We start from the raw sequence: 20,081 nt of genomic DNA, 5'->3' as shown, positions 1-20,081 counted from the left end.
ATGAACATAACAAAACCATATGTTTATATATAAATAAAACGGGTAATTATAATACATGCAAGAAATAAACTTTCCATAAAATGAAGGAGGAGTTAATATGAAATCTCGTCCAAAGAACTTTATTATTGCAGGAGTTGGCGTAACAAGTTTACTATTACTTGCTAAGAAGGAAAATCGTGAAAAGTTACAGACACTCACACATAAAATGAAAAGTTATCTTCCAACTAATAGTGAGAATCAATATGAAATGAAAGCCGGACATCCCGATCCACAAGACACCCGCGATAATGAAATGGTCAGTGAAGGTGCTATGACTTCCGTTAATTATTATAATAATCAACAAGAAGAAAAATAACCTAGGGATTTCTCCTTAGGTTATTTTTCTTCTACAATCATTGGGTGAAGTTTTGCCTTCCCCCTCCTCAACCTTGTCTTAATTGTCGAGAGAGGTAGCTTTGTTGCTTCACTTATTTCCTTTAATGACATTTGTTCGAAGTAATAAAGATATAGTGGTTCTTTATATTTTTCAGGTAGACAAAAGATAATCCTCTCTACTTCTTCTCGATTACTTTTTTTAACAAACAATTCATCGGCCCCTGGAGATTTGGCTTCCTCATATAGAGCAGGTAGCCTCTCTTCTAAAAATTGTCGTTCACTTTGTTGTTTTCTCCATTGATCCCTACATTTGTTTAATGCAATTTTATATAGCCAATTTTTAATATTTGTTTCTTCTTTCAAGGAAGGGAAAGCTAAATAAGCTGAAATTAAGGCTTCTTGGAGTAAATCCTCCGCTCTTTGGGGATGTTTAATTAAAGAATAAATGTATCTGTATAATGATTGAGCATACTCGCTCACATAATTTTCGAATGTGTAGTTAATTGTTGCTTCCATACTTCATCTGGGTCTATTACCCTTTCCTCCTTTATTTCTTTTCTTACCCTAATAGACGAATGATAGATCTTCTTCCCCTACAGTGTTTTTTATTTTTTTAAGAAAAACTTGTTTGTTTTGTAAGAAACCAAGTAACACCAATCTTCTTACATATCGTCATGTAATGCATGAACATTAATAAAATGGCTCCCATATTTATGCCTAAAATTACGCCATGCATTTGCAGACTTTCCATCGAACCAAATACATACATCGCAACAAAAGATATAAGTGTTGACCACACAGCATGATAAAAGGCATCTTTCATAAGCCCCAAACCGATAAGAAATGCTTGCATAGGGAAAATAAAAAAGTGTAACAGAAAGAATGGCCACAGTAATTGCACATATATACTTGCTTCTATCGAATGGAAAAATGTACTAGTTAAAGGTTCGGCAAAGAAATAAAAAATGGTAACAGAAGGAACGCCATACAAGAAGGTGATAAAAAATACTTGTTGAAGTAACCGCCGTAAGTAATTATGCTTCTCTTCAGCATATGCTCTTGAAACAGTAGGAATGAGCATAACCATAAAGGAATGAGCAATAAAAGCGGGAAACATTCCAATTGTCATTGCTACACCTGCAACCATCCCAAAATGTTCAGTGGCAATATCCGTACTGATTCCAGACTTTAGCAATGCTGCTTTTATTAAAAATGGTTGGATCGCATGGGTTAAAGCATGAAATATCCGTAGACCTGTTGTAGGGATAGACACCCCCATCAAGTTTTTCCACACACTCATACCAGACATCGGCTCAAACGGCAATTTCTTCATCCTTTGATACTGGATGACAAATAAATGAATGAAGTAAGCAAAAATCGCTATTTCACTGCCAACAAATGTACAAACAGCTATAAAAACTGCCGTTTCCGTTTCAAAGCGAAACAAATGAAAAAGTAATACCAGCAATGAAAGCTGAATGAATTTTCTCAAAAAATTGGCAGAAGCAATCTTCCCCATTTGTTCGTTGCCCATAAAATAACCTCTAGCAATAGAAGAAAATGAAATAATCGGTATGAGAATAATAGCCATCCACCTTAATAGTGGATGATAATCATCAAAAACAGTAATAAATGGGAGAATCGCTGATGCTAACGGGATTAATATAAGTGAAAAGATAACCGTCATTCTAATCACATGATTGAGCATACTATAGTGATATTTTCTATCCTTTTCTGCAATAAATTTAGAGATGGAAACAGGCATTTCAAAACTAGCTAATAAAACAATCAAAAAAATGGTTGGAAGAATAGACATATAAAGCCCTAAACCATGTTCACCTAACTGCCTAGCAAGCACCATATTAATCAGAAATTCAATACATTCACCTGCAAAAGCCGCTAGAATTAATAAAAGCAATCCCTTGAAGAACTTGTTCATTTCGCCTCTCCTTTTTGTTCCCACAAATAAATAATCTCTTCTATCCTATGAGACAACCCTTAAAATTATTAACCTAGTTGAATATTTGTTTGCTGATCACTTCACTCTATTTTTGTTTTTTTCTAACCTAAAAAAGGGACATACATATGGAACAATGAATGGTAGATAAAGTCGATATAGCCACTGCAGGGGCGGTTCACTTGCATTTGCTAGAGAAGGGATATTTTTGTCTTTCATCAAATATTAATGAAGAAAAAGGGTAAGAAACCTCATGGATAATTCTGTAAATTGAACACTTCATTTTTAGTATCTTTGTCCTATACGAAGGCTTTGAAAAGAGTAAAAGGGTTGCTCAAAAGTCGAAGAAGTGACTTTTTGGACAACCCTTTTTAATGTGATATTCTGTTTGCTAATCCATCAACTGCCTACACACCATAAATGGACAATGGATGTGTGGCGATGTTTCTTACATCAACACTTTTTGCTGATTTTTATCCATATACACAGGTATAGTCAGTCTGATTTCCAATCTTCAGCTTGCATGCTACCCATGTATAACTGGCACAGATAGTACCGACCTTTCTATCTATTCTTCCAATAAAGATGCTGACCACTTCTTATATAAGTAATCCAGTTCTATTTGACATTGTTCCTTCTCATATTGTAAGTCTTGCAACATGCTCAAGGCTTCACCAGTCATCATCTTTCTTTCTATTATCTGTAATCTTTCTTCTAGCTTTTCCAATTCCTCTTCTATATCATCTGTTTGATGAATATTTTGTTTTACTGTACTTTCCCTTTCAACCTTTTTTATCGCTCCCTTAATTGGAGGTGCCAACTGTTGAATTTGGTTGCACCACTTTTCCCATGCATATGTGAATGAACCATTAAAATAGGAAAGCCTTCTCTGATTCAATATATACGTTTGGTTGAATAATAGCTCGATGAAATAACGATCATGAGAAACAGCTAAAATGGTTCCTTGAAATTCCTGCAGTGCCTGTTCAAGTACTTCTCTCGATTCAATATCGAGATGATTTGTGGGTTCATCAAGGATAAGAAAATTCACATTTTGATACATGAGTTGTGCTAAACGCAGTCGCATGCGCTCACCACCACTTAACTGTTTCACCTTCTTATGAACGGCATAACCATAGAAAAGAAAATTTGCGAGAATCCCTCTCGCTTCTCCCTCCGCTACAGCATGTATTTCCCTGAACAATTGTAGTACGGTTTTTTCTTGGTTTTCTCTCTCTGTAAATATTTGTTGAGCTAAGTAGCCAATTTTACAATTACTACCTACTCGCACTTCTCCTTCATCTGGAAGTAAACGTTGTAAAATTAATTTTATTAATGTAGTTTTACCGCTGCCGTTTTCTCCAACAAGCACTGCACGATCTTGAAAACGTAAATGCATGTCAATACTTTCTAACACAATCTCTCCACTAAAAGACTTTGTCATATTTTCTATAACTAACGTGTCTTTCCCACTTCTCTCTTCTGCTGCCAAATGCAAATGTAGTTTGCGATGAGAAACGGGTTTTTTTATCTTTTCCATCCGATTTAGTGCCTTTTCCATACTACTTGCTTTTTTATGGAGCCCGGCATTAGGTGGGTTGGCTTGATTTGCCCACTCTCTTAACCTTTTTATCGATTCTTTCATCTTTTTTATTTTCTTCTGTTGATCTTCATACTTTTGAAATTCCTGTAATAGTCGACTTTCCTTTTCTTTTACATAATCAGAATAATTGGTATGATAATTCGTTAATTCTTCATCTTCTAAATCCATAATCATCTTCACAGTTTGATCGAGAAAGTACCGATCATGTGAAACCATAACAATTGTCCCCTCATAATCTTTAATAAAACTTGTTAACCAATCAACAGCTTGGAGATCAAGATGATTTGTCGGTTCATCCAATAATAATAAATCTGGTTTCTTAAGTAGCTCTTTGGCTAAGCAAACTTTTGTTTTCTCTCCACCACTAAGCATTTGAAACTTTTTCTCCATTAATGTTTCTATACCAAGTCCATTAATGACTACTTTTATTTTTCCTTCTATTTCATAGCCGCCGTCATTCATAAAATAATCTTGTAACTTCCCATATTCATTGAGTAGTTGTTCAACCCCATTCGAGGTGTGTGATTGAGCTAATTTTTGTTCCATATCTGTTAGTTTTCTTTTTACCCCAAGTAAATTAGAAAAGGCTTCCTCCACTACATCCAAAGCAATAACTGATTCATTATATTCTGGTATTTGATGTAAATAGCCAATCACAATATGTTTACGCCAATGTATTTGACCTTGGTCAGGTTGTTCTACCCCAGCCATGATTTTTAATAACGTAGACTTTCCACTACCATTTCTCCCAACAATACCTACTCGCGAGTGGTTCCGTATGTCAAAACTAATATTAGTGAAGACTGTATCACCACCGTACAATTTCGTTATATTTTGTCCGCTCGTTATCATTTCATTTTCCTCCATATTAAGAATAGCTCATTTCGTCACTTGTCAGCGTTAAAGCTCATTTTTTCCTACCACCGTAAGCAACATGAGCTAGACAGAAATTTGATTAAATGAAAAGAAGGGCCACAGAGAATAAACTTCTCCTGTGACCCTTTTCTCATTTAAATATAAATACTCACCTGTATCCATACAAGAAAATATTCAGTATTATGATTGTGCTCTTTGACGGGTGTAAAGAGATGTTTCACTGCTTATTTTAGCTATGCAATTGTTATAAAAGGACAGACGTATCCCGTTAGCAGTCATTGCGCCAAAAATTGCACAGAAAATAGTTAAATGTTCAAGCCATTTTCCACGCGTTAAAACAGTTCCTCTCATCTCTTCTACACCTCCTTTTTCCATTCAGTTACTACTAGTTTAAATGAAATATTCTAAAATAACAATCATTTTCAAACATATATTTTATCGATTTTTTGATTTTCTGTGCTGTGGGAAAAGGCTAATATACCCATCTACATTGGCTACTTTCAAATTTATAAATATCATGATAATCTACTCACTGTTATGAATGTAGGCTTGGTTAAGTACCCTTGCTCGTTTATTCTGAGTAAAATTTTCTAAGTTAACTATCCTATTAAAAATCCCCAGTAAATAGCAGTGCAAAAGCTAGCTCAATATCCCTTTCCCTTTATTAATTGACTAAAAGGACATCAACATTTGACTTAGAGTTAAGATAAATGCATCTCTACACCAATCAGGTTAAGACCAAAAAAAGAGAGCTTCATCACAAAACTCTCTCTAAACTATTCTTTCACTATATGATTCTTAAATGCATAGATTACGGCTTGAGTGCGATCTTGGACATCAAGTTTACTTAAGATATTACTTACATGTGTTTTAACCGTTTTTAAAGCAATGTATAGTTCATCAGCAATCTCTTGATTAGTTTTTCCTTGCGTCATATGAAGTAGAATTTCCATTTCTCTACTGGTTAATTCTTCATGGAGAGGTTGTTCTTTTTTTCCTCTCATCTTTAACATCATTTTTCCAGTGACCTCAGGTTCTAAAACAGATTCTCCTTGTTGTGTTCTGCGAATCGCGTGAGCAATTTCACTTGCTTTTGATGTTTTTAACATATAGCTAGTAGCTCCTGCCTCAAGTGCTGGATAAACCTTTTCATCATCTAAGAAGCTCGTTACAATTATTATTTTTGCTTCTGGCCATTGCTCAACAATTTGCTTTGTCGCTTCAATCCCATCCATTTCTTTCATCACTAGATCCATTAGAATAATATCTGGTCGTAATTCCATTGCCAGCTCGATCGCTTGTTTACCGTTATCCGCCTCGCCAATTACTTCTATATCAGGTTGAGCTGATAAATAAGCGGTCACACCAATCCTCACCATCTCATGGTCATCTACAAATAATACGCGTATCATTTTTCATCGCCCCCTCCACCTTCAATAATTGGTACTTTTACTTCTAATCTTGTTCCTTTATTAGGAAGGCTGATCATTTTTAATGTACCACCAATCTCTAGTGCTCTTTCATACATATTTTGAATACCGTATGAACCTGCTTTTGCCTTATCTACATTAAAACCGATGCCATCATCAATAATACGTAGAATAGCAAATCCGTCACGTTGAATAAGTAATACATCTAAGGTGTCTGCTTTTGCATGACGCAAAGTATTGGAAACAGATTCTTGTAGAATGCGAAAAAGGTGATCCTCAATCCCTTTATCTAAATAAAAGTCCTCTGCTCTCCATTTGATATTCATTGTGACTTTTTGTTTTAACTCAAGCAGCAGTTCCTCGATACCCTCTATTAGCTTTTTTCCTTTTAAGGCAACAGGGCGTAGGTGAAGCAATAAAGCACGCATTTCTAGCTGGGATTGGTGAATCATCCCTTCTACTAACTGCAATTGCTTAACCTCATTGGCCGATTTTTCCTCTGTTTGTTCCATAATCGCTGACATTAACATAGATGCAGCAAATAACTGTTGACTGACTGAATCGTGTAATTCTCTTGCCAAACGATTTCTTTCTTCATATATAATTTCTTGCATACGATTATCAATATCTTTCGCTTTTTCATTTGCGAGCCGTTGCGTATACTTTGCCTGTTCTGATATTTGCTTCTGTATTTTAATCATTCTTTGATATATGTTTTGAACATCAGCACTTACTTCCTCATGATTAACCGTGAGTACTCTTCCTTCTTCTACCTCATGAAGCCAGCCTTCCATCTCTTTCAGTTGCTTCTGCCATCTATAACCAGATAATAACCCATAAAAAACACCTAATAAGATGCTTATCATTGGTGCAAACAATGCAAAGGGAATATCAACTACTTTAAAATGCCAGAAATCAATCAGGCGAATAGGGAAAACAAAATAAAACGACAACATCATGCTGATAAGTAATAGTAATGAAAGAAGCACTCCATATAAGATCTGACGTTGAGCCATATTCATGAGCGCTTCACCTCTATATCACCCACAATTAAAGAGGTGACGATTTTCACCTTTTGTTCAGTTTGGTTATAATTTTCCGTCTCAAAAATATAATTGCGGTTAAAAGCTCTTTTCTCTACCAAATCGAAAATTTGGCTAGAGCCAACAATAACAGAATGATTGATTGACACCTCTACATCATAAGGAATATATATGCGTACATTTCCAATAAGGTTTTTGATAAATATGATATTCTCTTGATTAGGTAATACCGTATAGCTCAAATCAATTTCAGTATCCCCTAAGCCACATTGGATATTTATATCTCCCCATTCATATACCTCTTCAGAAGTATTTTGATGCCCACTGATTTTATTCGTTAATAAGTTCTTCTTCTGAACCACAGCCTCTTTTCGCTCATCTGCTTTCCGCTGTTCTGCTCTAGGCTGAACCTTCTTTGGTTTCTTTTTCGTTAAGTAAAATTGATAACCAAAATGAACAATAAGTGCAAGGATTAACAACTTGAATGCCATCATATTAAAAATAGTAATCGCAAAAAGTAAAATCCCTAGCCAAAAAAGGACCTTGCCCCTAGTCTTCGGCATCCATTTACGACCAATATAGATCATACCAATTTCAATGATAATTGAGAAGATCAGCCCATGATTAAAAAAGAACATTTCTAAAATAATCATTGCCAAGGCAATGAATATCCACATTTTATAGTCCTCATTCCATTTTTCAAACATGTGACATCCCTCCTAATCATGTTGTTTAAAAAGGCGCAAGTCGGCCTTACGCCTTTCAATGCTTGTTTCTCGGTCAATTATCTTTAGCATACCATGTTTTTATGACTGCAAGGAATCATCCTTTTTCATTTTCAATTCTAAATCAGCAATTTTTTTATCAATATGATTATGGAAGTATTGATTTTGCACTTTTTGTTCTAACTCTGAAATATATTTCTCCATATCATTAAACTTATCATAAGCAGTTTGGTGGGAGTGTTCTTCTCCTAATACTTTATTCATTTTTACTTGGGCACGGGTTACATTTTCTCTCCCCATTAATTGCATCCGGCGAATTTGCATATCCTTTAGTTTATGCTTCATTTCTTCATACTGTCTTTCTAACTTTCCAAGCTCCTCTGATGCTTCTGCCACCATCGTTTGTAATTTATCTGCTCTTTCAGAAAAGTACTGTGCTTCTGTCTTCGCAAATGTTGCTAGCTCCTCTTCACCCGCTCGTTCAGCAACTTCCGCTTGTCCTTTTCTTTTAGTAGCCATATCCATGGCATGGGCAAGTTCTTTACGAAATTCTTCTCTCAGCTTAAATTGTCTTTCGATATATTTTTTCACTTTTTCTGTTTCTTGCTCACTTTGCCTCAAATACTGATTTAATAACGCTATTGGATTTTTACTTTCCTTTTTGTCGAGCACCTCATTGATATCTGTTACAATCGTGTTTTTAATTCTTGTTAATAGATTTACCATATTGTCTCCTCCTATTGTTTCAAAGCTTATTTATGAAGATCGGACCATTGCTTCTCAAAGTTCACAAATGGATCATCACTTTGTCTTGTTTTTGGCTTTTCTTTATTCCAATTTTTATAAATCAGGTAAATGACATAAAGAGCTAGAACAGCTAAAATTGCTGGGATATTACTGATAGAGAACAATAGTAAAACGACACCTACAGTACCCCAAGCTACTTTTTCCCAACCATCTGTTTTGATAAATTGTTTAAATACTAAATAAAGTAATGCAGCTGTAATCGCTAATGCGATAAGTGAACCTAAATTCGCCAATACAACTATTGCCGCAATTCCACCTGCTATGATTAAAAGAAATTTTTTCATTTCTCATCCTCCTTTCACTATTTATCTTACCTATTTATAAGATCGTACATAACGTGCCACAGCTTGATTTTGCTCTAAGACTTAAGTCTGAACGAGAGCTGAGTCCATTTTATTCTATACATGTAAAACTAATTTAAGTTCATACTACAATTGGGAGGTGTGACAATGTCTCATTCTTGGTTGCTTTCATTTTTGTTAATGATTTCACCTATCAATGATGATTCCATATTCACAATTAAAAAAGAAGATAAAGTAATTACACAAATACAGAGAGAGGACTTTGCTATTCCACAGTCCAATTTGCCATTTATTGAAATGAAAAAATTCGAGACATTTATGGAAGATCTCGATAAAAAAACATTTATTGCCCCTAAAGACGCCTATATTAAAGGAAATATGATTATCTCAGAAATTGAAGGAAAGCGTTTATACCGTAAAGAATTCAAGAATCAATTTTTTCGTTATTATTTCTCCAAAGGAGTCTCAACTATCCAGCTTCCTCTTATATCTGTACCAGCAAGAGTGGATAAAGACTTAATCAGTCAAATCAATGTGAAAACAATTGGACAGTATGTCACTTACTTTAATAGCAATAATCAAAATCGCTCTCATAATATTTCATTAGCTACTGAGGCTATTAATAATTATGTCATTTTTCCTGAAGAAACATTTTCTTTTAATGAGGTTGTTGGGAGAAGAACGAAGGATAAAGGATACCTACGTGCGCCCGTAATTGTAAGAGGGGAACTATCTGAAGATATTGGTGGCGGGATATGCCAGGTCTCTTCTACACTATTTAATGCCGTCGATCGTGCCGGTGTTGAAATTGGCGAGAGATTCTCCCATAGCAAAAGAGTCCCTTATGTACCAAAAGGAAGAGACGCAACAGTAAGTTGGTATGGACCAGACTTTACCTTTACAAACCCTTATGAGTTTCCTTTACTTATAAGCGCACACGTTTATGGTGGTCAAATGATTGTTGTAATCAAATCTTCAGACGAAATTGAGACTTCACCACGCCATGTTCCCAACGCTTCAAAGATATTACCAAAAGAAATACGTGCAAACGGAGATACTTAAAACGGAGAATTATTATCCGACCTTATTTTATACCCTCTGGGGATTAAAAGTGACAGCCTAAATTCTTAAATAACGAATGTTCATGTCCCCTTCAAGTAGATAAAAAACCTTCATGATTCCATGAAGATTAGAATACTACTTGGAGGATTTTTTCTATGCCAAAGAAACCTAAAACAGCCGTCCCCTGCCGATTTAAATGAATGTGGGTGCTTAATTACACAGATTAATGACGGCAATGAACATACCACTCATCATTCGAAAGCTATCCAACAGAAATGATTTAACTTACATTAGCTGTTCTTCGTTCAAATCAAGGCTTTGAATATAACTTAAAGCTATTCAGCTGCCGATTAGGGGGATTTACAAAATTAAGAGCAGCCACTCACGCAAAGGAAGGCTGTATAGAATCACTCTTTTCACCTCACCCTAAAAAAACCGCATAGCTGTATATAAGTAATTGGGAGGCAGGAGACAAACTACCCGAGGATTACATTTACTATTACGATTACAAAAGGAGATAAAGAAACGCGTGCATATTGAATATTATCGACACGCGTTCTTTGATTTGTTTTTTTATGTTGACTACTTGAAAGGGGCAAGACCAAGGATTATTTTTATTATTCCCTTTTATAACAATGGCTTTTCTGAAACAATGACACCATCTTCATCAGCGTATACATATTCGTCTGGCAACCAATCAAGCCCCCCAAATGTCACGATCGTATCCCTATCTCCTTTGCCAGCTTTTCTACTTTTTAATGGACTACTACCAATTGCTAATACACCAATATCCATTGATGCTATATCTGCTGTATCTCGCACACAACCATATATAATGACACCCGCCAATCCGCGCGTTTCTGCAATTTTTGCTAATCGATCGCCCATAAGTGCACATCTCCTTGACCCGCCACCATCAACAACAAGCACATGACCTTCTGGGATACTTTCCAGTGCTTCAAGTACAAGTACATTATCTTCAAAAACCTTAACTGTTGAAACCTTACCATGGAATCTCTTTTTCTTACCGTATGAATATAATACTTCTTGATTTACCTTTACATATTCATGATGGTCGTCACATAAATCTGCTGTTTTAAAAGACATGATATCCCTCCTCACTCTACTAATTAATTTCGTCATCCGATGAAAAGTTTCCTTTGTCTAATGGAAAGAAAAAGTGATGACTTGCATATAAGTGTAATGAAAGGGGTGGATCATTATCGCTTATTTATGGATAGCAACAAGCGCTTATTTACTCATCGTTGGTTTGGCTGCTGGCGTTTTTGTTTACACATTAAGGTACGCGCTTCATTCAAAAGATTCTACCCAAATAGATGAAAAAAAAGAAGAGATAGATGACCTCTTAAATTAAATATTTTAAGGCTGTGACCACCACCGTCACAGCCTTTCTTTTTACTTATTCATTGCTTTTTCAATAGCCATGGAAAGCTGTGAAATAATATCTTCGTAATGTTCAATACCAATGGAGATTCTAATCAAATGCTCATTAATGCCTAACGCCTCACAAGTTTCTTCTGGTACCGCACGATGCGAAGTTGTAATTGGATGTGAAACAGAAGATTCAACACCAGCTAAAGTAGGAACAATTTTTATCCACCCTAGTGAACGGAAAAAAGTTGATACATCAGCTTGTTGTTTCAGTTCGATCGTGACCATTGCCCCGTATCCATATGCTCCATTTTGTTCGAAGGGATAATAAACTCTCTCCACTCCTTCATGAATAAGTAAAGCTTCTGCTACTTTTTTCGCATGATAAGATTGTTCCTTCATCCTTAATGCTAATGTCTTTGCTCCCCTTACTGTTAACCATGCTTCAAAAGGACTTAAGTTCACGCCAAGATTTACGACTTTTGCTGCAGCCAGTTCGATTAACTCAGTACTACCAACAATGACACCAGCAGTGACATCACTATGCCCACCAATATATTTGGTCGCACTATGAACAACCATGTCTACCCCAAGCTCAATCGGCTGACAATGAAACGGTGAAGCAAATGTATTATCAATCAATGTCTTCAGATTGTATTTTTTCGCCAATGATACAACAGCTTTAAGATCTTCTACTCTTAATAAAGGATTAGTAATTGATTCTGTATATAAAAGCTTCGTGTTCTCTTTGATTGCCGCCTCGACTTGCGTCATATCGCTAAAAGGAACAATTGTTACGTCAATACCGAATTGCGTGAGCTCTTCCACAATAAGATGAAAACTTCCTCCATACACATCATCAGTAGCAATAATATGATCACCATTTTTAGCCACTGCTAATATTCCTACCATAATGGCACCTAAACCTGATGCAGCTGCAACTCCTGCTGCTGCACCTTCTAATCTTGCGACAACTTCTCCTAACTCATCAGTGTTTGGATTGCCTGATCTCGTATACAAGTAGTTGCCGTTTCCACTATAAAAACCCTCTAGTTCTTCTAAACTTTTAAAAGTAAATGCAGAGGTTTGATAAATCGGTGTTGCTTTACTTTGAATTGTGCGCTTTTCTTTTTTATCTCCATGTAATAATGCCGTCTCAAATTTCATCCTATTGAATCTCCTTTTTATACACCAAAAGTATAAATCACCTTGTTTTATTTTCATAAATTTCTTAATTCTATCATTATAGCTCACTGTACTTTTTTACGTCAATTGAGGAAAGAAGTATAAGAAACATCCATAAGGCTATATTAAACGGAGATATATATTTTAGAGGTGATTGTATGAATAATGAAAAAAATAATATGCCGAAATACCCTCAATCGTACTGGTTGGAAGCAAAACAACTCCAATATCAATCATTGGACGGTAACACTAAAACAGATGTAGTTATCATTGGCTCTGGTATAACAGGGATTACTTCAGCTTACTTATTGGCTAAAGAAGGGTTGAAAGTGATTTTATTAGACGCCGGGGAAGTTTTAGCAGGAACGACTGGCCATACAACTGCAAAAGTGACTGCACAGCATGGTTTAATATATGACGAGTTGATTGAACATTTCGGCATAGAGCAAGCAAGACTGTATTATGAAGCCCAAGCTGATGCAATAAAAATGATTGAAAAAGAAGCAGCAAATATAAATTGCGATTTTAGTAATGAAAGCTCTTTTATCTATGCAACCAATGATCAATACAGTGAAAAATTAACTTTTGAATATGACGCCTATAAAAGATTGGGGATTATAGGGCAATTAAAAGAGAGTATCCCATTCTCCATTCCAACTACAGGTGTGCTTGAAATGAACAATCAAGCACAATTTCATCCGGTTAAATATTTAGAAGGCTTACTTAAGCGTTTCATCGACTTAGGAGGTACTGTTTATGAACAAACAACGGTCGTTGATATCGAGGAAGGTAAACAACCTGTTGTCATAACGAATAAAGGGCATCGTATTTTATGTAACTATGTTGTTATGGCATCCCATAGCCCATTTTTAAAATGGAAAGGTTTATATTTCTCCAGGCTTTTACCTGAACGGTCCTATGTAATTGCTATCGAAAGTGACGACGATTTTGAAGGAAACATGTACTATTGTGCCAATAACCCTGTCCGTTCGATCCGTGCTACAACTTCAGAGGAGACTGGTAAGAAACTTATTCTTATTGGCGGAGAGGGTCATAAAACAGGAAAAGGCATTAACACTTATCAACATTACGAGACATTACAGGCTTTCTCTAATGAGGTCTTCGGGGAAAAGCCAATCACCTTTCGCTGGTCTGCACAAGATTTAACTTCATTAGATAAAATACCTTATATTGGTCCTATCACATCTAATGAAAATAATATCTTCGTGGCTACTGGTTATCGCAAATGGGGTATGACAAACGGTACAGCTGCCGGAATTTTGTTAAAAGATTTAATAACTGAACAGCATACACCTTATCAGGAACTTTTTAACCCATCGAGATTTCATGCGAACCCTAGTATTAAAAACTTTATCACTTATAATGCAGATGTTGCAGGACAATTAATAAAAGGGAAACTCGAGCCAGAATTTAAGCATCCTGAGGATCTAGCAAATAATGAAGGCGGCCTGGTGAAAGTGGATGGAAAACGCCGAGGCTGTTACCGCGATGATGATGGCCAACTTCATATTGTTGACACAACTTGTACTCATCTAGGTTGTGAAACAGAATGGAATGCCGGCGATCGCACTTGGGATTGTCCATGTCATGGATCCCGTTTTTCATATGATGGCGAGGTCATTGAAGGTCCAGCAACTGAACCATTGGAAAAGATGGATTAACGCATATGACCATAAAGGTAAGGTAAGCTAAGTTTTGGAAACTTTTTAAATGTTTTTCTTTTAACTGGATTAGTGCGGCTTCCAGATAGAATAATTTCACATAAGTGGTTGAAAAAAATTGTACATTCTTAATTAATCAAAATCGGCATCGATAGATTGAAGATGTTTCCATTTCATCTTGAAATGTAGCGATATAGAACAAAAAGAAAAAAATCCGCAACCATCAAACCTTGTTGCGGATTTTCTATGATTTCTTATTGTAGCGTCTTACACCATTACTCCTTAGCGTCTTTTTTCGTTTGATTGATGTTCTGGATTGACGATTTTTCCGCCGTGCATTATTTTCTCTTCTAATTGAAGATTTAATTCTTTAGCAAAGCGCTTTAAATCTCTTTCTTCATTCATGGTAACAAGTGATACCACTGTTCCATCTGCACCAAAACGTCCTGTTCTCCCTGAGCGATGGATATACTGCGTTTTCTCACGTGGTAAGTCAAAGTGGATGACATGAGTAATTCCCTTAATATCTAAACCTCTCGCTGCTACATCTGTTGATAAAAGTAAGCGAGCATCCTTTTTCCTAAAGCCATTCAAATTTTTAGATCTTTCGAATTTATTTAAATCACTGTGAAGTACATTTACGTGAATATGGTTATACTCTAGCTTTTCTTTCATAATCATGATATTGGGGATATCCTTAACAAATACCAGCGCCTTCAAATGATCCATTCGAGAAAGCTTTTCCAATAATTTAACTTTTTCCCGTTGTTCCACGTTAAAGTATATATGCCCCACATCACCTGCTGTAATCGTCTCATCTTTTTCAATGGTGATAACTTCTGGTGATTTCATCCAACCTTTAGCTTCTACTTCTATTGTTTTAGGTAAAGTAGCAGAAAACAGCACTACTTGTCTTTCCTTTAAAGTCGCTTTTATTATACTTTTCACATGCTCAAGATGTTCGGGAATGAGAAGCTGATCGCCTTCATCAAGGACAACTGTTTTCACCGCATGCATTTTTAATTTCTTTTGCTTAATCAATTCAAGTATTCTGCCTGGGGTACCCAAAACGATATGTGGACGTTGTTTTAATTTTTCTAACTGTCTCTTTACATTCGCACCACCGATAAACGATGCACTACGGATATTACTATCTCTTCCCCACTTTTGTGCTTCACTTAAGATTTGCATAATTAACTCTTGGGATGATGCGAGAATAACTACCTGCACATCCTTGCTTTCTGGTTGAATCTTTTCTAAAACAGGTAATAAATACGCTAACGTTTTTCCGGTACCTGTTGGGGATTGAGCAATAAGATCTTTTCCCTCTAATACTACTGGAATCGCCTCTTGCTGTATATTTGTTGGTTGTTTAAATTGCGATTGTTCCCATACTTTTTTAATAAACGGCTTTAGTTCGCCAATAACTTCCATAGATGATATAACTCCTTTATTTAACGATAAACAGTTTAAAACGACTTCATGCAGATGAAATACGTTTATAATACATAATATAAAGGTATCCTGTTCAAATAACAATGGCTCATGTTAAATCGACTTTCGTTATTTATAAGGTAATGTCGTATAAAAACCTTTTCCTTTTTATTTTGGTTGAGTTCGTTTATGATAAATTTAGTGTTACGAAATGTTCAAATGAGAAAGAAGTGTTCGTTCATGATCCATCCACAAGTAAAGACAAATATTAAAATTATGTGGTTTGCCAACTTCTTTGTTTCAGCTAGTATGACGATGGTCTTGCCCTTTATATCATTATATATTGAAACCTTTGGTCAGTTTTCCGACGCTTATATTCAAAGATGGTCGGGTTGGATTTTTGCCATTACATTCGTTACTGCCTTTATTGTAGCTCCAATTTGGGGAAGAATTGGTGATTTGTATGGAAAGAAAAAGGTGTTAATCATTTCTGCTTCAGGAATGGCCCTTTGTATTTTCCTATTAGGTTTTGCGACAAGCGTATGGCATTTGTTTTATCTAAGGCTATTTATGGGTATCTTCACAGGTTTTATTCCCCTTTCACAAGCTTTTATTTCTACACAAACACCAAAAAGAATGGCAGGACAAGTGCTTGGCACCTTACAAACAGGAAGTATCACAGGCTCTCTTTTAGGACCTTTAATCGGTGGTGCACTAGCTGACATGGTCGGTTTTTCTTCTACTTTCAATTGGACATCATTAGCCATTTTTATTTCTGCGATTCTTGTTATCTTCACGAAAGAATTTCAAATCAATGAAGTGAAGAAATCAGAGAAGCAGAATTATACGAGTAAAGAAGTATTAAAACATATACTTACAAACCCTGTCCTTGTGACTGTTTTAATCTTATCGATGTTGATTCAAGTCGCTCATTTTAGTATTCAACCGATTCTGTCCCTTTATGTCAGCGAAATACATGGCCCAGAAAATTTAGCTCTATATGCAGGTATTGCTTTTTCCGCAGCTGGTGTAGGTAACTTAATGATGTCAAAAACTTGGGGAAAGCTTGGGGACAATTATGGTTATATTAAAATATTAATGGCCTTATTGTTTTTAGCTGGTATCGTCTATTTTCCAGGTGGATTTGTCACTGAAATGTGGCAGCTTATTATCATTCGTTTTGCACTCGGGGTAACTATTGGAGGAATTATACCTGTGCGTATTGCCTATATTAGACAGGCTGCACCTATAGCCATGCAAGGAGAGGTGCTGGGATATAATACTAGTTTAAGATTTCTAGGAAATGTCATCGGACCAGTTATGGGAGGAATGGTTGCTGGGGCCTTTGGGTTTACTGCCGTTTTTATTACTACAAGTCTATTACTGATTGCAAGCGGGGTTATCCTTCTCGTTTCGGTTATGAAAAATCCTAAGTATTTAAAGAATTCTAGCACGTCATAATCATATATAAAAGAGGTTGCTACTTGAATATAGCAACCCCTATTTTAATTATTTTACTCTAGGGTAACCAAATCCTGATGCATAGTCATCGCCTGTTGTTGCACCAACTCCACCTTTAATATCATAAACCTTGGCACGATTTTGTAATTCTGTTCTTAAAGTAGATTTACTCCAAGAAGGATTCGCAGCCCAAATCTTTGCTGCTAAACCAGCTACATGTGGTGTAGCCATTGAAGTACCACTGATTGTGTTATAACCGCCATTATACCAAGTGGATTCCACTGCTGCACCTGGGGCAGACACTTCAATATCACGCTCTTGAATGACATAATCTCCATCAGTTGATGGGTTACCTCTTGATGAGAAATTCGCTACGCGATAAGTCCCATTTTGTTGCACATTCTCTAAAGCTGCAACGGCAACTGCATTGACCAATGCTCCTGGATAACCAATTGTATTACTACCTGAACCACTGTTTCCTGCCGCAGCAACAACTAATACACCTTTATTGTATGCATAGTCTACTGCACTTGAGATGAGTGAATCTTTACCGGAAGAGCCAAGAGACATATTAATAACTACTTTAGAGCCTGTGCTAGTTGCTTGATCTGCTACGTGTCTAATCGCTGCAGCGATATCATCTGAATAACCAGAACCGTTATCACCTAACACTTTATATGCCCATAGCTTCGCATCAGGAGCTACTCCGTAAACACCTTGTCCATCACTACCACCATGTGCTAAAACAGTTCCTGCTACATGTGTACCATGTCCTTGACGATCAGTACAAGAGCCATTTACAAGTGGGCTTGATTGTGTAAAGTCTTTACACTGTTCTGCTGATCCTGCTAAATCAATATGATTTGTATAAACACCTGTATCAAGCACAGCTACTTTGATACCATTACCACCTGATGTTGCTGTTAAAGATTGATTATTATAGATTGATTTTATTCCCCAAGGTGTTTGTGAACTTGGCACAGCTGTTACTTCTGCTTTCGACACTTCTCCTGTTACTGTTGCTATACTCATTTCATTTACCTTTTGTACTTCGACATTTTTTGTCGCTTGTAATGTTTGTAACTCCTTAGCACTCACATCTGCAGTGAAGCCTTCTTTACCAAAGTCCCATCGTTTTTCATACTTTGTTTCTAATGCATTAACAGAATTGCTAGGGGCTTGTATCAATACGCGATATGTTTCACTCCCTTTTGCTTCATCTGAAACTTGTGCAGAAATACCTGATGTAAATACGGACATCCCTAACGTAAGACTAAGTAGTGCAGCTGCTACTGTTTTCTTTTTCGTCATTTACTTGTTCCTCCCCAAATTGTAATGTCTTACTTAGGGGTAATTATATTTCAAAAATTCAGACTACAACAATGTGTAAAATTCAGCATTTATTTATTTGTAAAAAACAGTAAATTTGACATATTTTTTTCCAAGTAGCAGGCCATCAGACATTTTTTTCAACATTAAATCAGGTATTTTTTTCCATAAAATCAATATTCATGATAATTACCCTTTTTATTACTCGGAATTAAAAGTGAATTTAGGTCTCTAGAAAGGTATAAAAGTGTAATATTACATCATTATTTTCCATTAATTTGAAGGAAAAAGTGATTTTTGAGCTCCTTCCCTTTAGAAAAGCACTCATTTTTTTAGTGGATACAATATCCGACGATTTTTTATGTTGGATAAAAGAAAGAGTGAACGAAGTTTTTTAGTTTCTTCGTTCACCCTTATTACTCATTTACCTATTTGAAAAACGATTTTTCCTAGTTGTTTTGCTTGTTCTAATCTGGCAAATGCCTTTTGATAATCTGCTAACTGATAAACTTGATCCATTACTGGCTTGATTTTATGATCGTTCATAAACGTAATCATTTCTTTGTATTCTTCAGCACTTCCCATTGTACTACCAAGAATGTTTTGCTGTGCGTAAAAGAATTGTCGAAGATTTATTGTCACCTCGTCACCTGTAGATGAACCGAAAATTACTAGTGTGCCTCCTTTACGAAGAACAGCTAAGGATTGGTTGAAAGTTGCAGCTCCAACTGATTCGATGACTAGATCCATTTTGCCCCCAATTTCCCCTTGCCAATCTGCCCCACTATCCAGAGCTTCTTTAGCACCTAATGATAAAGCTTTTTCTCGCTTTTCTTCTGAACGAGAACTAACGTATACTTCCGCACCAGCTGCTACAGCAAATTGTAAAAGAGAAGTAGCCACTCCTCCACCAATGCCAGGGATAAATACTTTCATCCCAGACTTTACTTGCCCTCTTGTAAATAAGGCACGATAAGCAGTTAAACCTGCTAATGAAAACACGCCTGCCTCTTCCCATGACATATGTGGAGGTTTAGGGAAAGCATTAATGGCAGGAATAACAATATGATCGGCAAAAGTACCGTGATACGGAAAGCCAACAATTTCAAACCCCTCTGGTGGTGCGTCACTATTTTTTTCCCAGCCTAATCCTGGATTAATGACAACCTCATCTCCGACTTTAATACCCGTCACCTCTGCACCAATTTCCACCACGACCCCCGCACCATCAGAACCTAATACAAGTGCTGGTTCAGTTGATTGATGTCGATGAAGAATAAATAAATCTCTATGGTTTAATCCAGCCGCCTTTAATTCAACTTTTACTTCTTTATCACCAACAGTAAAATCATTTACGTCCTGATAACCCGTTCCATTCAATCCTGCTTCACCTTTATGTATCACTGCTTTCATTCGTT

The 20,081-nt window shown here is 36.2% G+C and carries 18 protein-coding genes; 4 read left to right on the top strand and 14 right to left on the bottom strand.

The window, feature by feature from the left end; translation table 11 throughout:
* Positions 1-97 precede the first annotated feature (97 nt).
* Positions 98-355: a hypothetical protein gene (locus MHI57_RS22035; protein WP_095370106.1), complete on the top strand. Its 258-nt coding sequence runs from the start codon at positions 98-100 to the stop codon at positions 353-355.
* Positions 356-375: 20 nt separating this feature from the next.
* Here the strand turns inward: MHI57_RS22035 and MHI57_RS22030 are convergent, their stop codons facing one another.
* The 9 genes from MHI57_RS22030 to MHI57_RS21990 all read right to left on the bottom strand — a co-directional run bounded on the left by MHI57_RS22030 (position 376) and on the right by MHI57_RS21990 (position 9,100).
* Positions 376-891, bottom strand: coding sequence for an RNA polymerase sigma factor (locus tag MHI57_RS22030; protein ID WP_095370107.1), 516 nt, complete (start codon positions 889-891; stop codon positions 376-378).
* Between the two features lie 97 nt (positions 892-988).
* On the bottom strand, positions 989-2,314 hold the full coding sequence (locus tag MHI57_RS22025) for an oligosaccharide flippase family protein (protein WP_095370108.1): 1,326 nt from the start codon (positions 2,312-2,314) through the stop codon (positions 989-991).
* 586 nt (positions 2,315-2,900) lie between these two features.
* Positions 2,901-4,787: a ribosomal protection-like ABC-F family protein gene (abc-f, locus tag MHI57_RS22020; RefSeq protein ID WP_340978190.1), complete on the bottom strand. Its 1,887-nt coding sequence runs from the start codon at positions 4,785-4,787 to the stop codon at positions 2,901-2,903.
* A gap of 204 nt (positions 4,788-4,991) precedes the next feature.
* Entirely contained in the window at positions 4,992-5,186 is a 195-nt protein-coding gene (locus MHI57_RS22015) for an RAxF-45 family protein (protein ID WP_157733763.1), read from the bottom strand.
* 401 nt (positions 5,187-5,587) lie between these two features.
* On the bottom strand, positions 5,588-6,223 hold the full coding sequence (locus MHI57_RS22010; RefSeq protein ID WP_095370110.1) for a response regulator transcription factor: 636 nt from the start codon (positions 6,221-6,223) through the stop codon (positions 5,588-5,590).
* On the bottom strand, positions 6,220-7,263 hold the full coding sequence (locus tag MHI57_RS22005; protein ID WP_095370111.1) for a sensor histidine kinase: 1,044 nt from the start codon (positions 7,261-7,263) through the stop codon (positions 6,220-6,222). Before MHI57_RS22005 ends, MHI57_RS22010 begins: the two co-directional genes overlap by 4 nt.
* The gene (gene liaF, locus MHI57_RS22000) at positions 7,260-7,991 is read right to left on the bottom strand and encodes a cell wall-active antibiotics response protein LiaF (protein ID WP_095370112.1); all 732 of its coding nucleotides are present in this window, start codon (positions 7,989-7,991) and stop codon (positions 7,260-7,262) included. Before liaF ends, MHI57_RS22005 begins: the two co-directional genes overlap by 4 nt.
* Before the next feature lie 99 nt (positions 7,992-8,090).
* A complete protein-coding gene (locus tag MHI57_RS21995; RefSeq protein ID WP_095370113.1) occupies positions 8,091-8,735 on the bottom strand; it encodes a PspA/IM30 family protein in 645 nt (214 codons plus the stop codon).
* 26 nt (positions 8,736-8,761) lie between these two features.
* Positions 8,762-9,100 carry a lmo0954 family membrane protein gene (locus tag MHI57_RS21990; protein ID WP_307317545.1) on the bottom strand — a complete coding sequence of 113 codons (339 nt, stop codon included), beginning with the start codon at positions 9,098-9,100 and terminating at the stop codon, positions 8,762-8,764.
* Between the two features lie 165 nt (positions 9,101-9,265).
* Here MHI57_RS21990 and MHI57_RS21985 point away from each other — a divergent pair, with 165 nt between their 5' ends.
* Complete coding sequence (locus MHI57_RS21985) at positions 9,266-10,180, top strand: VanW family protein (RefSeq protein ID WP_322910031.1); 915 nt, start codon at positions 9,266-9,268, stop codon at positions 10,178-10,180.
* Between the two features lie 627 nt (positions 10,181-10,807).
* Here MHI57_RS21985 and rraA read toward each other — a convergent pair.
* Together rraA and MHI57_RS21975 are read right to left on the bottom strand one after the other, a co-directional pair.
* Positions 10,808-11,287, bottom strand: coding sequence for a ribonuclease E activity regulator RraA (gene rraA, locus MHI57_RS21980; RefSeq protein WP_095370115.1), 480 nt, complete (start codon positions 11,285-11,287; stop codon positions 10,808-10,810).
* Between the two features lie 309 nt (positions 11,288-11,596).
* A complete protein-coding gene (locus MHI57_RS21975; RefSeq protein ID WP_095370116.1) occupies positions 11,597-12,739 on the bottom strand; it encodes a trans-sulfuration enzyme family protein in 1,143 nt (380 codons plus the stop codon).
* Positions 12,740-12,915: 176 nt separating this feature from the next.
* On the opposite strand from MHI57_RS21975, the gene MHI57_RS21970 reads away from it, so the two are divergent.
* Positions 12,916-14,439 carry an FAD-dependent oxidoreductase gene (locus tag MHI57_RS21970; RefSeq protein ID WP_095370117.1) on the top strand — a complete coding sequence of 508 codons (1,524 nt, stop codon included), beginning with the start codon at positions 12,916-12,918 and terminating at the stop codon, positions 14,437-14,439.
* 282 nt (positions 14,440-14,721) lie between these two features.
* Here the strand turns inward: MHI57_RS21970 and MHI57_RS21965 are convergent, their stop codons facing one another.
* A complete protein-coding gene (locus tag MHI57_RS21965; protein WP_340978189.1) occupies positions 14,722-15,873 on the bottom strand; it encodes a DEAD/DEAH box helicase in 1,152 nt (383 codons plus the stop codon).
* Between the two features lie 150 nt (positions 15,874-16,023).
* Between MHI57_RS21965 and MHI57_RS21960 the strand changes: the two genes are divergently transcribed.
* Positions 16,024-17,334 (top strand): MFS transporter, encoded by a 1,311-nt coding sequence (locus MHI57_RS21960; protein ID WP_307317688.1) that lies wholly within the window; start codon positions 16,024-16,026, stop codon positions 17,332-17,334.
* Positions 17,335-17,382: 48 nt separating this feature from the next.
* On the opposite strand, the gene MHI57_RS21955 is transcribed toward MHI57_RS21960, so the two are convergent.
* Together MHI57_RS21955 and MHI57_RS21950 are read right to left on the bottom strand one after the other, a co-directional pair.
* A complete protein-coding gene (locus tag MHI57_RS21955) occupies positions 17,383-18,645 on the bottom strand; it encodes a S8 family peptidase (RefSeq protein WP_095370120.1) in 1,263 nt (420 codons plus the stop codon).
* 438 nt (positions 18,646-19,083) lie between these two features.
* Positions 19,084-20,076, bottom strand: coding sequence for a zinc-binding dehydrogenase (locus tag MHI57_RS21950; protein ID WP_340978188.1), 993 nt, complete (start codon positions 20,074-20,076; stop codon positions 19,084-19,086).
* Between the last annotated feature and the right edge of the window lie 5 nt (positions 20,077-20,081).

This window comes from Cytobacillus sp. FSL K6-0129 (assembly GCF_038007625.1).
Taxonomy (GTDB): domain Bacteria; phylum Bacillota; class Bacilli; order Bacillales; family Cytobacillaceae; genus Cytobacillus; species Cytobacillus kochii.
The sequence above is the reverse complement of the archived record's forward strand: the minus strand, read 5'-3'. Positions and strand labels throughout refer to the sequence as shown.

What these genes read in the sequence shown, in the direction of transcription:
- liaF (WP_095370112.1), bottom strand. Translation starts at nt 7,991, where the DNA reads ATGTTTGAAAAATGGAATGAGGACTATAAAATGTGGATATTCATTGCC.
- MHI57_RS22015 (WP_157733763.1), bottom strand. Translation starts at nt 5,186, where the DNA reads ATGGAAAAAGGAGGTGTAGAAGAGATGAGAGGAACTGTTTTAACGCGT.
- MHI57_RS21985 (WP_322910031.1), top strand. Translation starts at nt 9,266, where the DNA reads ATGTCTCATTCTTGGTTGCTTTCATTTTTGTTAATGATTTCACCTATC.
- MHI57_RS21990 (WP_307317545.1), bottom strand. Translation starts at nt 9,100, where the DNA reads ATGAAAAAATTTCTTTTAATCATAGCAGGTGGAATTGCGGCAATAGTT.
- MHI57_RS22030 (WP_095370107.1), bottom strand. Translation starts at nt 891, where the DNA reads ATGGAAGCAACAATTAACTACACATTCGAAAATTATGTGAGCGAGTAT.
- rraA (WP_095370115.1), bottom strand. Translation starts at nt 11,287, where the DNA reads ATGTCTTTTAAAACAGCAGATTTATGTGACGACCATCATGAATATGTA.
- MHI57_RS22005 (WP_095370111.1), bottom strand. Translation starts at nt 7,263, where the DNA reads ATGAATATGGCTCAACGTCAGATCTTATATGGAGTGCTTCTTTCATTA.
- MHI57_RS22035 (WP_095370106.1), top strand. Translation starts at nt 98, where the DNA reads ATGAAATCTCGTCCAAAGAACTTTATTATTGCAGGAGTTGGCGTAACA.
- MHI57_RS22010 (WP_095370110.1), bottom strand. Translation starts at nt 6,223, where the DNA reads ATGATACGCGTATTATTTGTAGATGACCATGAGATGGTGAGGATTGGT.
- abc-f (WP_340978190.1), bottom strand. Translation starts at nt 4,787, where the DNA reads ATGATAACGAGCGGACAAAATATAACGAAATTGTACGGTGGTGATACA.
- MHI57_RS21970 (WP_095370117.1), top strand. Translation starts at nt 12,916, where the DNA reads ATGAATAATGAAAAAAATAATATGCCGAAATACCCTCAATCGTACTGG.
- MHI57_RS21995 (WP_095370113.1), bottom strand. Translation starts at nt 8,735, where the DNA reads ATGGTAAATCTATTAACAAGAATTAAAAACACGATTGTAACAGATATC.
- MHI57_RS21950 (WP_340978188.1), bottom strand. Translation starts at nt 20,076, where the DNA reads ATGAAAGCAGTGATACATAAAGGTGAAGCAGGATTGAATGGAACGGGT.
- MHI57_RS22025 (WP_095370108.1), bottom strand. Translation starts at nt 2,314, where the DNA reads ATGAACAAGTTCTTCAAGGGATTGCTTTTATTAATTCTAGCGGCTTTT.
- MHI57_RS21965 (WP_340978189.1), bottom strand. Translation starts at nt 15,873, where the DNA reads ATGGAAGTTATTGGCGAACTAAAGCCGTTTATTAAAAAAGTATGGGAA.
- MHI57_RS21955 (WP_095370120.1), bottom strand. Translation starts at nt 18,645, where the DNA reads ATGACGAAAAAGAAAACAGTAGCAGCTGCACTACTTAGTCTTACGTTA.
- MHI57_RS21975 (WP_095370116.1), bottom strand. Translation starts at nt 12,739, where the DNA reads ATGAAATTTGAGACGGCATTATTACATGGAGATAAAAAAGAAAAGCGC.